This is a genomic window from Rhizobium sp. RU35A, assembly GCF_900156005.1.
In the GTDB taxonomy this organism is placed as follows: Bacteria; Pseudomonadota; Alphaproteobacteria; order Rhizobiales; family Rhizobiaceae; genus Neorhizobium; species Neorhizobium straminoryzae.
On record NZ_FTMR01000003.1, the window covers coordinates 32,896 to 46,511 of the forward strand.

14 protein-coding genes are annotated in these 13,616 nt (G+C 61.3%); 6 read left to right on the forward strand and 8 right to left on the reverse strand.

Annotated elements, in window-relative coordinates; translation table 11 throughout:
- Position 1: 1 nt before the first annotated feature.
- The 3 genes from F3H95_RS08740 to F3H95_RS08750 are packed head-to-tail and all read right to left on the reverse strand — an operon-like array spanning position 2 to position 2,714.
- Positions 2 to 364, reverse strand: coding sequence for a hypothetical protein (locus F3H95_RS08740; RefSeq protein WP_143127404.1), 363 nt, complete (start codon positions 362 to 364; stop codon positions 2 to 4).
- Positions 365 to 388: 24 nt separating this feature from the next.
- Positions 389 to 1,528, reverse strand: a complete 1,140-nt coding sequence (locus F3H95_RS08745; RefSeq protein WP_143127403.1) for an acyl-CoA dehydrogenase family protein — start codon at positions 1,526 to 1,528, stop codon at positions 389 to 391.
- 4 nt (positions 1,529 to 1,532) lie between these two features.
- Positions 1,533 to 2,714 carry an amidase gene (locus F3H95_RS08750; RefSeq protein WP_149745660.1) on the reverse strand — a complete coding sequence of 394 codons (1,182 nt, stop codon included), beginning with the start codon at positions 2,712 to 2,714 and terminating at the stop codon, positions 1,533 to 1,535.
- Between the two features lie 450 nt (positions 2,715 to 3,164).
- Between F3H95_RS08750 and F3H95_RS08755 the strand changes: the two genes are divergently transcribed.
- On the forward strand, positions 3,165 to 3,731 hold the full coding sequence (locus tag F3H95_RS08755) for a nuclear transport factor 2 family protein (RefSeq protein WP_143127401.1): 567 nt from the start codon (positions 3,165 to 3,167) through the stop codon (positions 3,729 to 3,731).
- Positions 3,732 to 3,827: 96 nt separating this feature from the next.
- Here the strand turns inward: F3H95_RS08755 and F3H95_RS08760 are convergent, their stop codons facing one another.
- The 4 genes from F3H95_RS08760 to F3H95_RS08775 are packed head-to-tail and all read right to left on the reverse strand — an operon-like array spanning position 3,828 to position 7,661.
- Positions 3,828 to 5,339 carry an aldehyde dehydrogenase family protein gene (locus F3H95_RS08760; protein ID WP_149745661.1) on the reverse strand — a complete coding sequence of 504 codons (1,512 nt, stop codon included), beginning with the start codon at positions 5,337 to 5,339 and terminating at the stop codon, positions 3,828 to 3,830.
- Positions 5,340 to 5,396: 57 nt separating this feature from the next.
- A complete protein-coding gene (locus F3H95_RS08765) occupies positions 5,397 to 6,239 on the reverse strand; it encodes an intradiol ring-cleavage dioxygenase (RefSeq protein WP_149745662.1) in 843 nt (280 codons plus the stop codon).
- Entirely contained in the window at positions 6,236 to 7,318 is a 1,083-nt protein-coding gene (locus F3H95_RS08770; protein ID WP_149745929.1) for a maleylacetate reductase, read from the reverse strand. The genes F3H95_RS08765 and F3H95_RS08770 overlap by 4 nt, the downstream gene beginning before the upstream one ends.
- A 1-nt stretch (position 7,319) precedes the next feature.
- Positions 7,320 to 7,661 carry a Dabb family protein gene (locus tag F3H95_RS08775; protein ID WP_244617945.1) on the reverse strand — a complete coding sequence of 114 codons (342 nt, stop codon included), beginning with the start codon at positions 7,659 to 7,661 and terminating at the stop codon, positions 7,320 to 7,322.
- 203 nt (positions 7,662 to 7,864) lie between these two features.
- Here F3H95_RS08775 and F3H95_RS08780 point away from each other — a divergent pair, with 203 nt between their 5' ends.
- Together F3H95_RS08780 and F3H95_RS08785 are read left to right on the forward strand one after the other, a co-directional pair.
- Positions 7,865 to 8,800 carry a LysR family transcriptional regulator gene (locus F3H95_RS08780; protein ID WP_149745663.1) on the forward strand — a complete coding sequence of 312 codons (936 nt, stop codon included), beginning with the start codon at positions 7,865 to 7,867 and terminating at the stop codon, positions 8,798 to 8,800.
- Positions 8,801 to 8,823: 23 nt separating this feature from the next.
- The gene (locus tag F3H95_RS08785) at positions 8,824 to 9,207 is read left to right on the forward strand and encodes a VOC family protein (protein ID WP_149745664.1); all 384 of its coding nucleotides are present in this window, start codon (positions 8,824 to 8,826) and stop codon (positions 9,205 to 9,207) included.
- 3 nt (positions 9,208 to 9,210) lie between these two features.
- Here the strand turns inward: F3H95_RS08785 and F3H95_RS08790 are convergent, their stop codons facing one another.
- On the reverse strand, positions 9,211 to 10,236 hold the full coding sequence (locus tag F3H95_RS08790; RefSeq protein WP_149745665.1) for an AraC family transcriptional regulator: 1,026 nt from the start codon (positions 10,234 to 10,236) through the stop codon (positions 9,211 to 9,213).
- Positions 10,237 to 10,377: 141 nt separating this feature from the next.
- On the opposite strand from F3H95_RS08790, the gene F3H95_RS08795 reads away from it, so the two are divergent.
- The 3 genes from F3H95_RS08795 to F3H95_RS08805 all read left to right on the forward strand — a co-directional run bounded on the left by F3H95_RS08795 (position 10,378) and on the right by F3H95_RS08805 (position 13,605).
- Complete coding sequence (locus tag F3H95_RS08795; RefSeq protein ID WP_149745666.1) at positions 10,378 to 11,823, forward strand: APC family permease; 1,446 nt, start codon at positions 10,378 to 10,380, stop codon at positions 11,821 to 11,823.
- Between the two features lie 128 nt (positions 11,824 to 11,951).
- Positions 11,952 to 13,091 (forward strand): tyramine oxidase subunit B, encoded by a 1,140-nt coding sequence (locus F3H95_RS08800; protein ID WP_149745667.1) that lies wholly within the window; start codon positions 11,952 to 11,954, stop codon positions 13,089 to 13,091.
- 91 nt (positions 13,092 to 13,182) lie between these two features.
- Positions 13,183 to 13,605 carry a RidA family protein gene (locus F3H95_RS08805; protein WP_149745668.1) on the forward strand — a complete coding sequence of 141 codons (423 nt, stop codon included), beginning with the start codon at positions 13,183 to 13,185 and terminating at the stop codon, positions 13,603 to 13,605.
- The last annotated feature ends 11 nt before the right edge of the window (positions 13,606 to 13,616 follow it).

A 13,616-nucleotide genomic window follows, 5' to 3' on the forward strand; every position in this document is an offset into this window, starting at 1 on the left:
TTCAAAGTTCGGGAATGGTGAGCGCCCGGCCCATGCGGGCTTCGACGCGCATGTATTTCCAGAGGCGGTGATCCGCGTCATCGACGACGATCGTGCGCAGCAGGTTGCAGGCCGCAATCACCGACTGCCGGTCGGGGAAATCGCACAGCATGTACCAGGTAAAGGGGAAGGACGGCGACGTGCCGACCTGGGTCTGGTCGTCATCAAGCGTGCCGAGGACGGTGACGCCTTCGAGCCTGGAAACGCCTGACATGAAGGCCTGCGTCGCCTTCCAGACGGCGCCGATTTCGCCGAAAGGCAGATCGAAAAAGGCCGGCTGCACGGCAAGACAAAGAAGGGTACGGATGGGTGTCGGTTCAGACATGAGACTAATCCTTTCGTGCCGTGATCACGGATAACCGGGCGGTGTCTGCTGGTCGAACAGGGCGGCGCCTGCTGCCTGCCAGCTTCCGGAATTGATGAAGGCGTGTTGGGCGACGCAGGCCGCGTCGATCATCTTGCGGCCGAGCGGATGGCCGGTCGCCATGGCTTCCGAACCACCCATGACGAAGGCGAGACGGGCAGCCTCAGCGCCGTCCTGCGCGGCCTTGGAGGCGGCATGACGCAGGCGGATGAGTGTCGGGCGGTCGACTTCCCCGTTCGTCTGCATCTGCCGCCAGCCGTCCTCGATGGCGTCGTAAAAGGCCGAGCGTGCGCCCATCAGAATGCCTTCCGCCTTGGCGAAATCGATCTGGATGTAGGCGCGCGCCGCCGGGCTCGGAGCGCCGGTGACGGAGGCGCGCGCGAGGGCATTGGCATGCACCCAGTCGAGCGCCGAGCGCGCCGCGCCGAGCGCCACGACGGCCAGAACCTGCGCTGCAAGCGCCATGGCCGGATAGCGGAAGATCAGGTCGTCCTGCTGCGGCTTGCCGCCGCGAATGAAGGTCCATTCTTCCGGCACGATGGCCTTGTCGATGACGATGTCGTGGCTGCCGGTGGCGCGAAGGCCGACCGTGTCCCAGTTCTCGTCCACGGACGCCTTGGCGCGCGGCAGCACGGCCGTGCGCGGAAGCGGGCTGTTCTCGCCCTCGATCTTGATGCCGGCGCCGACAATATCGGCCCCCATGACGCCCGAGCCCCAGGGCCAGCGGCCGGAGACTTCCAGTCCGCCTGCCACGCGCCTGGCGGGTTGCGGGGGGAACATCGCACCGGCAAAGACCGTATTCGGGTCTGTACCATAGATCGCGGCATAGGTTTCCGGCGGCAGCGATGCGAGATAAGTGGCGGAAACGCCGAAACTTGCCACCCAGCCGGCAGAGGCGTCGGCGGTTGCAATCTCTTCGATCAAGCGACAGAAATCCTGCGGAGCCAGTTCGTCGCCGCCGAAGCGTTTCGGCACGAAGGCGCGGTAGACCCCGACCGCCTGAAACTGGCGGACGATATCCTTCGGAATATGGCGCAGCGCCTGGAATTCCTCAGCGCGCGCACGAATTTCCGACTTCAACGCGTCCAGTGCGCCTGCCGAGGCCGGAGGGGCATGATAATTCATCGTTTCATTCCTTCGTCTGGAAAATCGGGTTGTCTTCGACGAGACGGCGGGCAATCGCGATCAGCCGGGCATCTGCACCCTTGGCTGCCACGAGCTGGATGCCGGAGGGCAGGCCGTCCACCGTTCTCGCCGGCAAAACGAGGGCCGGATGGCCTGAGAGATTGAACGGACGCAGGTAGCGTGTCAGGGTCAGCACCTTGGCCGGATCGCTTGCCTCCGACAGTCGCGGTGGCGGCAACGGCAAGGCCGGGGTCATGAGCACGTCGAACCGTTCGAGGAGCGCATCGATATCTGCGGTAAAGCGCACGCGGACATTTTCGGCTTCCGCCATATCGGCATCGGTGGCATTCCGTGCTCCCTCCAGACGTTTTCGCACGTCCTCGCCCAGCAGTTCCGGGCGCTCGAGCAGCGCGATATTGGCGAGAAGCGTTTCGCGGGCGATGATCGTCATGCCGGCCTTGAACGCGGCGTCGAGGAGCGGCAGCTCAATGTCCTTGATTGCGCCGTCGCCGTCAGTCCGGACCGCCAGCATCGCCTCAGCCATTCGCGGCTCGATCTCCCCGTCCATGCCCAGCCGAGCGAGACGGAGCGGGCCTTCGAAAATTTCGGCCTGAAACGTGCGATCAATGGCCCCCATGGCTTGCTCGATCATTCCTACCGTGCGGGCGAAGGGACCAATGCAGTCCAGCGACGATTGCACCGGCAATGCTCCCTTGCGGCTGACACGACCGAAGGTCGGCTTGAAGCCAATGACGCCGCAGCAGATCGCCGGCTGGCGGATCGAACCGCCCGTGTCCGTACCGATGGCGAAATCGACGAGACTGGCTGCAACAGCCGCTGCGGAGCCGGAGGAGGATCCACCGGGAATACGGTCGGGAAAATGCGGGTTGAGCGGCGTTCCCTCGAACGCGTTGATGCCGGTCATGCCATAGGCGAGCTCATGCATTTTCGTCTTGCCGAGGATTCGACAACCGGCGGCAATGAGGTTCGCCACGACATCAGAATGAGCCTTTGCCGGTGCGGCATCGGCCAGCGCGCGGGAACCGCAGCGCGTTACCAACCCCTCGATGTCGAGACAGTCCTTGATGGCAACGGTCGCGCAGCCTTTTGCGCTCCCTTGGGAGCCGGCCGCACATTGCGATGCAAAGACGCCATAGGCGTCCGGATGACTGGATAGATGTCGCATTGAGCAGTCGGGCTTTTCGCCCGTTCCCCATTTATTACGTGAATATTACTGTAATTGTGGGGCCTGTCAATCGGCTGATGGGGAAAGCAATATTTTTATTATTGAAAATCAGATGCTTGCAATAAAGTGCCACGGCTTCGCCCTCGGCGGAACCGTGATCCGCGTGCAGCCATGTTCAATCGTCTTGCGCCCTCGCTCCACGTCGAGGACCTCAGAACATCGCTATAGCACGCGACGTCCGTCATCATTTTTGCGGAATCCGGAAAACTGTTTTCCGCAACAATGCGTCCTTGCTGCAGCTCCAATGAGAACAGAGGTTTGGCGATGCTCATGGAGCCGATATCGCAAAATTACGTGAATATTACCGCTTGACCCTCGTTCTTCCGGAGCTAGGATTTTGTTGAAGCGCGCCCGCTCAAGGGCCCAAGCGCCGGGAACGGGATAATCATCATGACCAGCCAGACTGATATCGCGGCGCTTGTGCGCCGCATCGAAACGCTTGAAGCCGAAGCCGATATCCGCCGCATCCAGGCGCGCTACATGTTTCTCTGCGATACGCCCAACCCGGAATTCGGCGTCGCCGACGATGCCGCTCGCATCGAGCTGATCATGCAGCTCTACACGGAAGATGCCGTCTGGGAGGGGGTCGGCGAATATTACGACAACCAGTTCGGTCGCGCCGTCGGGGCTGCCGCCATCCGCAAGCATTTCCAGAGTTTCTGGGGCGGCAAGACCGATCCGGCCCTGATCCTCAATTGCCATTATCTGACCTCCGAGCAGATCCACGTTCATGAGAACGGCACGACGGCGGACGGCCAGTGGGTGCATATGCAGCCCTGGCTCTTCTCCGACGGCAAGGCACTGCTTCGCTCTTCGCGCCTGAACAACGCGTTCCGCAAGGAGCCGGACGGCGTTTGGAAGATCACCCGCACCCGCACGGAAAACGTCTTCGTCGCGCCGCTGCCGGCCACCTGGGCCTCGGATTATCCGTCGAAATCGGTGCTTATGAAGCCTTGACAGCCTGGCGGAGGGGCGGTCACGGCCTCCGCAAACTGCCCATATAGGCAGGGCCGGTTTTCGCCGGCCCTTTTGCGTTTCATGAACACTCGTCGTCTATTCGCGGTAGGCGATGCAGACGGCCTTCGTTTCCAGATAGTTTTCGAGCGCGCGGCTGCCATGCTCGCGGCCGATGCCGGACTGCTTACGGCCGCCGAACGGCATGTTCTGGTCGGGGATGTTGTGGCTGTTGACCCACACCGTGCCGGCCTGGATTCTCGGCACATAGCGCATGACCTTGTTGAGATCGTTGGTCCAGATCGATGCGCCGAGGCCGTAGCGGGTGTCGTTGGCCTTGGCGATCGCCTCGTCCGCGTCCTCGAAAGGTGTGATCGTGACGACCGGACCGAAGACTTCGTCCTGCATGATCGCCATGTCCTGACGGACATCGGTGAAGAGTTCCGGGGCGACGAAGAATCCCTTGTCCGGTGCGTTGCCGTTGATGACCGGTGTCGCGCCTTGCTCGATGCCGCGTGCGATGCAGGCCTTCACGTGCTTCTGGTGTTTGGCGGAAACCAGCGGGTTGATCTGGTTCATCGGATTGAGGCCTGAGCCGATCGCGAGGCTGCGCGACACGTTGGCAATCACCTCAAGCGCCTTCTCGTAAATGCCCTTCTGCGCATAGATGCGCGTGCCGGCGCAACAGGTCTGTCCGGTGTTGAAGAAGACTCCGATGCCGGCGGCAGCGCCCAGAAGGTCGAGATCCATATCGTCAAACATGATCATCGGGGCCTTGCCACCGAGTTCGAGCGTCACCCGCTTCATGTCTTTCATGGCCTGAATGCCGATCAATTTGCCGGTCTCTGTGGAGCCAGTGAAGGTGATCTTGGCAACGCCCGGATGTGCGACGAGGGCAGCGCCTGCGGTTTCACCCATGCCGGTGACGACATTGACCACGCCTTCCGGGAAGCCGGCCTCGCGGCAGAGTTCGACGAGGCGAATGGAGGTCAGCGGCGTTTCCTCGGCCGGCTTCAGGACCACGGTGCAACCGGCGGCGAGCGCGGGGGCAATCTTCCATGTCGCCATGTTGAGCGGGAAATTCCACGGCGTGATCGCTGCAACGACGCCCACCGGTTCCTTGCGGGTATGCGCCTGATAGCGCATGCCCGGTGGAATGGCGATCGAGACATCGAGCGTCGAGCCTTCGATCCTGGTTGCCGCGCCCGCCATATAGCGGAAATAGTCGGCCGAAGACTGCACCTCGATGAGGCGCGACAGCAGGATCGACTTGCCCTGGTTCAACGTTTCGAGCTGGGCGAGCTCCTCGCCGTTTTCCTCAATGAGGTCGGCAAGCTTCAGCATCAGCGCCTGGCGCTGCACCGGCAGCATTTTCGACCACGGCCCCTCGAAGGCTGCGGCGGCCGCCTTGACGGCACGGTCGACATCGGTTGCGTCACAGGCCGGGACACCCGCCAGCACCTCGCCGGTGGCGGGGTCCGTGACGGCGTAGGTCGCACCGGATGCGGCAGCAGAAGACTGCCCATCAATGATGATCTTCGGAGAGCGGAGGAAATCGGCAATGCTGGCAGAAATCGTTTCGACGGAGCTGTCGGGCTGGGCAATTCTCATGGTCGTCCCTCTGTCGGTTCTTGTTTTTGAAGACTTGGCGTGCCGTCCGATGGCCGATCACGCGGTCTGGCGGCACAGAACGAAATCGTAATCCGCGCGCCATACCTCGCTTGGCGTGTCGGTCTTCAGATACTCAACAATCAGCGTTTCCTTGACCCCGAAGACGGCGTCGGATGCCAGATAGCGGTCGCCGGCAACGAAGATATGCGTGATGAGGCGTCGGTAGCCGGGGGCCGTAACCATGAAGTGCATATGCGCCGGTCGCCATGGATGGCGCCCGAGTGCTGCCAGCATCTTGCCGACCGGCCCGTCGTCGGGGATGGGGTAGGATACCGGCTTGATGCCGCGAAACGCGTAGACACCGTCAGGGCCCGTGCGGAACCGTCCACGATTGTTGAAAGCGGGCTGGCTGTCCGGCTGCTGGACATCGTAGAAACCGTCTTCATTGTCGGACCAGACATCGACGATGGCGTTCTCGATCGGCTTGCCGTCGAGATCAAGCACGCGGCCGCTGTAAAGGCAGACCTCGCCCTTCCCATCTAGGCTGATATTCGCTCCCATGTCGCGCTCGGGCGCACCATCGACGTGGAACGGTCCAAAAACGGTCGTCTCCGTCGCGCCATCGGGCGCGCGGTGGTTGATGGCGTCAACTAGCATCGAAACACCGAGCGTGTCGGACAACAGAATGAATTCCTGCCGGTTGCCGCAACAGATTTGCCCGGTCTTGGTCAGGAAATCGATGGCCGTCTCCCATTCCGCTTCCGTCAGTTCAACATCGCGGATGAAGGCGTGAAGGTGATTGACCAAAGAAGTCATCACCTTGCGCAGACGCGGTGAAGCGTCAGCTCCTATCCGGCCGTTGACGACCTCGGTCGACGTGTCCTCCGTGAAATAACTCATGCGGTCTCCCTCCCATCCGCCAAAGGCAGCGCACCTTCGAAGGCACGTTGCAGCAGCCCGCGGATCGCTTCCGGCTGAAGCGGGCGCGGGTTCCAGTAGCTGTTTTTCAGTGCCAGTTCCGTGGCGCGATCGAGTCCATCTTCGGGCATGCCAATCTCCGACAGACCGGTTGGCGCATGGATCGTGCGGGCAAGATCCTGCAGGGCACGGGCCGGATCTTGTCCCAGAACGGTCGTCAAAGACGCCATGACCTCCGGAATCGCGGCTGCATTGTAGGCAAGAGCATGTGGCAGGATGACCGTGTGCGTCTCGGAATGCGGCAGATCGAAACTGCCACCCAGCGTGTGGCAGAGCTTGTGATGAAGGGCCATGCCGACGGCGCCAAGGCACATGCCACACAGCCAGGCACCGTACAGCGCATCAAAGCGCGCATCGCGATCCCGCGGGTCCTGCGCGATTTTCGGCAGGGAAGTGGCAAGCGCCTTCACGGCCTCAAGTGCTAATGCGGAAATCACAGGATTGCCGTCTCGCGCATAGAGAGCTTCGACCGCATGGGCGATCGCGTTGATGCCGCTCGTCCCCGACAGGCCGACCGGCAGTTCCATCGTCTGATCGACATCGTAAATGACGACTTCGGGCAAAACCCTCGTCGTGGTCTGGGTTGTCTTGATGCCGTTTTGTGTCTCGCCCAGGATCGGGGTCATTTCAGAACCCGCATAGGTGGTCGGCAAGACGATTTGCGGCAAATCGGTTCGCAGCGCGATGGCCTTTCCCAGTCCGGTCGTGGATCCGCCCCCAACGGATACAATGACATCCGCTGAAAGCTTTGATGCACATTCGGTGGCTCGCTCACTGACATCGACCGGCGTGTGCATGGCGGCTTCGGCAAAAATCCCGGCCGAAGCGCTGCCAAGCAGGCTTGCCAGATGCGCGGCCTGCCCCTCCTGGTGCGGGGTCGACAGAATGAGCGCTCGCGAGGCACCGAGACGTGCAACCTCTTCCGGCAGCCTGTCCGTCGTTCCGAATCCGAAGAGAACGCGCGCGGGATGTCCCGTGTATACGAAGCCGCGATGTTCCATCTCAATCTGCCTTTCGCTGCGCAACGGGGTAATCCACCTGATGCCGTCCGATGCGCAGGCCCTCCAGCCGGTCACGGACTTCAAGATGCGCGGGATGCGTTGCATAGGCCTCCAGTGCATCGACGCTTTCGAATTGCGTCACAAGAACGACATCGCAGGCATAGGAAATTCGGCTCGTATCCACGCCGATCTCTAGACTCGTCATTCCGGGGATGCGACCTCTCAATCCCTCGAACTCCCGCTGGACGGTGGCAATCGCCCGTGCCCTCTGCTCTGGCGTCGTCCCCGCGACGTCCCACATCACGATGTGGCACATGGCGGGATTGGTCGTGGGTACAGACATGGACGTCCTCCGTTCGTCTTCTTGCGGCGACATTCCGCGCTGCCACACCCTCTCACCGTCCATTTGCGTGATAAATCATGCAACATGAAAAACTATCTTGCTGCTTGCGCAACAATCGCGCCGGCTCCTCTGCCGCTATTGCATTTCCCGCCATGATATGTGTGAATATTACCGTATTTGGGAGAGGCGACAAGTCTGACGTCATGGACCGCTTTACGGAGCTGGAAGTTTTCATCCGAATTGCCGATGAGGAGAGCCTGACCCGGGCTGCCGACCTGATGGGGCTCTCTGTCTCCGGGGTCAGTCGTTGCCTGACGAGCCTGGAAAACCGGCTGGGAGTCCGGCTTGTCCAACGAACGACCCGACAATTGTCATTGACGCTTGAGGGAGAGCGTTTTGCCCGCAATGCCCGGGAAATCCTGGCGACGCTCAGCAATGCGGAAGCAAGTGTCAGTGCGGTGGCTGCGGAGCCTTTGGGTACTCTGAGGATCGGCACATCTCTGTCGTTCTCGCTTCTCCACCTCATTCCGGTGATCCGCCAGTTCAAGACGGATCATCCGGCTGTGCGCATCGACCTGCAGGTGTCCAACCGCTATTATGACCTGATCGAGAACGGTCTCGATCTGGCGATCCGAACGCGCAGGGTCGAGAGCGACAGTTCCGTGACGATACGTCGCCTGGCGGAAGTGCCGCGCCTGTTGACGGCAACGCCTGCCTATCTTCAGCGACACGGCCTACCTGCTGACCCGGAGGAACTGTCGCAGCATGCGCTGCTCCTCTACACGCTGTCGGAGGACTGGGAGCACCTGACCTTCCATCGCAGGGGCGTCATGAAACGTCTTCCGGTCAGCGCCGAATTCAGTTGCAACGATGGCCAGGCACTTCGCCGCGCCGCCTTGAACGACATGGGCATTCTGGTGCAGCCGGCCTATATCGTGCAGGACGACCTTGCGGCGGGCCGGCTTGTGTCGGTCCTGTCGGAATGGAAGCTTCATCCCCTGACGATGAACGTTGCCTTTCCGACACGAACTCATCTGCCTGCCCGCACCCGGCTCTTCATCGATGCCCTTGTCCGCTACTTCCGCGAGAAAGATCTGGAGCGGATCTGGGCCTGTTCAGCCGAAGATAATTCCGCTTGAGCTACACCCGAAAAGGAAACTTCATGCCCGCAACGACCGCCTATGTCGAACACACGGCCTTCCGTGTCCGTGAAATTCTTCCGCTTGTCGCCTTCTTCGCCGAGGTCCTCGACATGGGAGTGACCCAGATGGAGGGCGATGCACAATCGCCTAGGCAGGTGTGGCTGCAAGGTGGTGTGCAGCTGATCGCCGATCCCGATTTTGTAGGGCCGGACGGACGTTTCGGGCACCTCGGAATTGTCTGCAAGAATGTATCCGCCGCGATCGACGCGGCGCGGGCGCGGGGCGCGGTATCGACGACCAAGGGCGATCACTGGCTGCTTCTGGAAGACGGCCTTTTGCTGGAGTTCCTGCCCGAGAAAAACGATGCGGTCGATATCATTCGCGGGCTCGATCCGCGCCTGTGATTGTCACTTGCCTGTCCGAGACGGAGCATGGCCGGTCCAGCCCTTGAAGGCCCGGCCGAAGACAGCGCTGTCGGCATAGCCAAGCGTCTGGGCAATCTCCGCGACGGAGGTCTTCTTGCCGGCTGCAAGCAGATTGGCAGCCAGCTGCCGCCGATAAGCCTGTGTGATGGTGCGTACGCTTGTCCCCTCCCGCTCGAGCTGGCGCTGCAAGGTCCTGGCATTCATGCCAAGCTCCTCCGACAAAAAGCCGATCGTGATTGGCCGGCGGCCGAGATAATGCTCGATGAGTGTCGTCACCTTTGACGTCAGGCTCGAGCCGACATCCGTTTCTCCAATCAGATCGAGGATATGCCGCTCAAGGATTGCCGCCAGTTCTTTGTTATCGCTGCGATAGACGCGGGTGATGTCGTCCGTGCGCATGATCATGCGGTTGCTTGACTGGCGGAAGAGAACCGGTGCACGGAAGATCCTGCGTAGCACCTCCGGGTCAGCGGGCGCGTCATGCTCGAAGTGCACCTCTTCCGGTTTCCAGGCGGACGAGAAATTGGAACGCACCAGTTGGCAGCTTGCAGCCAGTGAATATTCCGCATCCTGCCTCCGCGGCCAGATCGACTGATCGGCGATGCGATAGGTCCACACGCATGCGTCGCCATCCTCGACGAAGCTTGAGCTTGTGGAATTCTGTAAGGAGTTGACGAATCTCGCGATCCGCTCGAACGCATCCTTGATCGTCGGCGAGAGAGAAAACAGCATTCCAAGCGGGCCGATGTCAGCCGGCTTGAAGACCGAGCCCAGCTTGGCCCCGAAATATGGGTCCTCAAGCGCGTGCGCCGCATCCTCGAAAAAGGCAATGAACCGTTGCAGCGGGATGACCGCATAAGGGTCTTCAAGCTGCGATTGCGATAGCCGGTGGCGTGCCAGAAGCACCCGTGCCTTTTCCTGGCGTTTGTCGAACTGATGGATCAGCGGTGTGATGGCAGCCACGCGGATGAACGCGACATTACCCGCCCCCCTGTATGCTTCCCTCATGCCAAGCTCCATGGGCGTCTGCGTCTGATGCGTGAATTGTGACGTAAATTATCAAAACGGTGGCATGGATTGCAATATTGCAGCGCAAAAATCTTCCCTAGATTTCTCAAATAACAATTAAACACATAAAAGGGGTTCAACATGCAAACTGGTGAGAGTCTCACTGCGCCCAGCGGCAAGCTGGCGCGGAATTCCGTCGGCATTGCGCATATCGTCTTCTTCGTGGTGGCTGCTGCAGCCCCATTGACGGCCGTTGTCGGTGCAACGCCGCCGGCCTTCGCCTTCGGCAACGGTGCCGGCGTTCCGGGCGCCTTTGTGCTGGCCGGTCTCCTCTATCTGATCTTTTCCGTCGGCTACACGGCCATGAGCCGACATATCAGCGGTGCCGGGGCTTTCTATACCTATATTGCCAACGGCATCGGCAAGCCGGCAGGCGTTGCGGGCGCGTTCATTGCGCTTTTGACCTACAGCTCCGTGCAGATCGCCGTCTACGGCCTCATCGGCGTCTTCACGAGTGGCGCCATGGCCTCGCTTGGCATTGATCTGCCCTGGTGGGTCTGGTCCTTCGGCTTCCTCATCGTCACGCATCTGGCCGGTCAGCGCAACATCACCTTTTCGGGCGCCATCCTCGGTGTCTGCATGCTGGCCGAAATCGTCATCCTGCTGCTGCTCGATATTGGCATCGTCCTGCATGGCGGCGGCCCGGAAGGCATGAGCGCCTCGACCTTCATGCCCTCGACCGTCTTCACGCCGGGCCTTGGTGTCTCGCTCGTCTTCGTCGTCGGCTCCTTCATCGGCTTCGAGGCAACCGCCATCTTCGGCGAAGAGGCGCATCGACCGGAAATCACCATCCCGCGCGCCACCTACATCTCCGTGCTGTTGATCGCGATCTTCTATGCCTTCTCGACTTGGGCGATCGTTCAGTTCTACGGTCCGTCGAAAATCCAGGAAACGGCCAATGCTTCGCTGAATACGTTTTACTTCGACGCGGCGACCCAGGTGCTCGGTGCCTGGGCGGCACATGCGATGAACGTGTTGCTGATCACGAGCCTGTTTGCCTGCATCCTCTCCTTTCACAACACGCTGAACCGCTATTTCTTCGCGCTCGGGCGGGAAGGCCTTGCCTTCGAAGTGCTGGGCAAGGTGCACAAAATCCATGGCTCGCCGCATATTGCCGGCATGCTGCAGTCTGGCATCGCCGCAACGGTCCTCACCGCCTTCGTCATCACAGGCCAGGACCCGCTGGCCGTTGTCTTCTCCTACATGTCGGCGCTTGCGGTTCTCGGCATCCTTTCCGTTCAGGCCATGGTGTCCATCGCCATTGTCATGTTCTTCCGCAGGGACAACAAAGGCTATGGTCCGTGGCGGACCACGGTAGCACCGGTCCTGTCGCTCATCGGTCTTGCCGGTGCGATCGTCCTCGTCATCTCCAATCTCGGCCTTCTGGCGGGCGCGTCGAACATCGTCGTCGACTCCTTCCCCGTCATCGTGGCTCTGATCGGAATTGCCGGAGCCTTCTTCGCCTTGTCGATCAAAAGGGCGAGCCCTGAGCGCTATGCCGCCCTCGGTCGCGTCTTCGCCGACTGAGAACAGATCGGGCATGGCGCAAGGCCATGCCCCCGCAGCTGGAACCATATTCTCAAATGCAAACCCGCCCGCGGCCGATGCGCCTGGAGGGCGGACAGCGAAGCCTTACCCGAACGAGAGCCAATACCATGACCGAAAACACCAAAATCGACTTCATCTACCTTTCCGAACAGGACATGATCCGCGCCGGCGTGACCGAAATGCCGGCCTGCGTGGACGCCATGGAAGAAATGTTCGGGCTGCTCTATCACGGCGACTACCGCATGGCGGGCCCGAACAGCGACAGCCATGGCGCGGCCATCAGCTTTCCGGAAAACTCGCCCTTTCCGGACATGCCGAAGCCGACGGCTGACCGCCGCTTCATGGCCATGCCCGCCTATCTCGGCGGCCGCTTCCGCACCGCCGGCATGAAATGGTATGGCTCCAACATCGAGAACCGCGAGAAGGGTCTGCCCCGCTCGATCCTGATGTTCTGCCTGAACGATGCCGATACCGGCGCGCCGCTCGCCTTCATGTCGGCGAACCTCCTGTCTGCCTATCGCACCGGCGCAATCCCGGGCGTGGGCGCCCGCCATCTGGCGCGCAAGGATTCCCGCGTTGTCGGCATTCTCGGTCCGGGCGTCATGGCCAAGACCACGCTTGCCGCCTTCATCGCCGCCTGCCCGAACATCGATACGGTCAAGGTCAAGGGCCGCGGCCAGAAGAGCCTCGACAGCTTCCTCTCCTGGCTGAAGGAAACCTATCCGCAGGTGACGAAGGTCGAGATCGTCGACAGCATCGAAGCCGTCGTACGCGACAGCGACCTCGTCACCTATTGCAATTCCGGCGCGGTCGGCGATCCGTCCACCTACCCGATGGTCAAGCGCGAATGGGTCAGCCCCGGCACGTTCCTCGCCATGCCGGCACTGTGCAACATCGATGAAGGCATGCAGCACCCGGATATCCGCAAGGTCGTCGACAATACCGGCCTCTACGACGCCTGGTTCCATGAGCTGCCGAAGCCGGCGCATGTGCATGTGCCGATCATCGGCGTGAAGTTCCTGGACATGATCGCCGAAGGCAAGATGAGCCGCGACGCGCTGGAAGATATCGGCAAGATCGTTGCCGGCGATGCACCCGGCCGCAAGAACGACGACGAGATCATCATCATGTCGGTCGGCGGCATGCCGGTGGAGGACGTCGCGTGGGGCACGATCGTCTACCGCAACGCCATCGAGCGCGGCATCGGCGTCAAGCTCAACCTCTGGGACGTTCCCGTTCTGCGCTGACCCACTCCCCCTGGGGGCGCCAACTTGGTCGGGCCGCGAACCCTGTCGCGCCCGGCCCCTCTCTTTTCCATCTCAGCAGCAAGGAGCGATCATGACCAAGGTCGTGAAGATCAAGACCGGTTCGAAATTCGAGGACCATGGCAGCTATTCCCGCATCGTGGCCGTCGACAACTGGATTTTCGTGTCCAACACCGCAGGCCGCAATCCCGACACCAAGGAAATCCCCGAGGATGTGGGAGCGCAGACGCATCAGGTCTTCGCCAATATCGAGCGGGCGCTTCAGGCCGTTGGTGCAAGCCTTGCCGATGTCGTGATGTCCCGCGTCTTCATCCAGGAGCCGAAGGACACCGAAACCGTGATGACCATCGTGGGTGAAAAGTTCCGCGGTACCGATCCTGCCTCGACGGTGACCTGCCCGCCGCTTGGCTCGACCGTCTACAAGGTCGAGATCGAAGTGACGGCCTATCGCGGCGCCTCCACTGCCGAGATCGAAAAGCGCACCATTTCCCTCTGACGGCCGGCCGC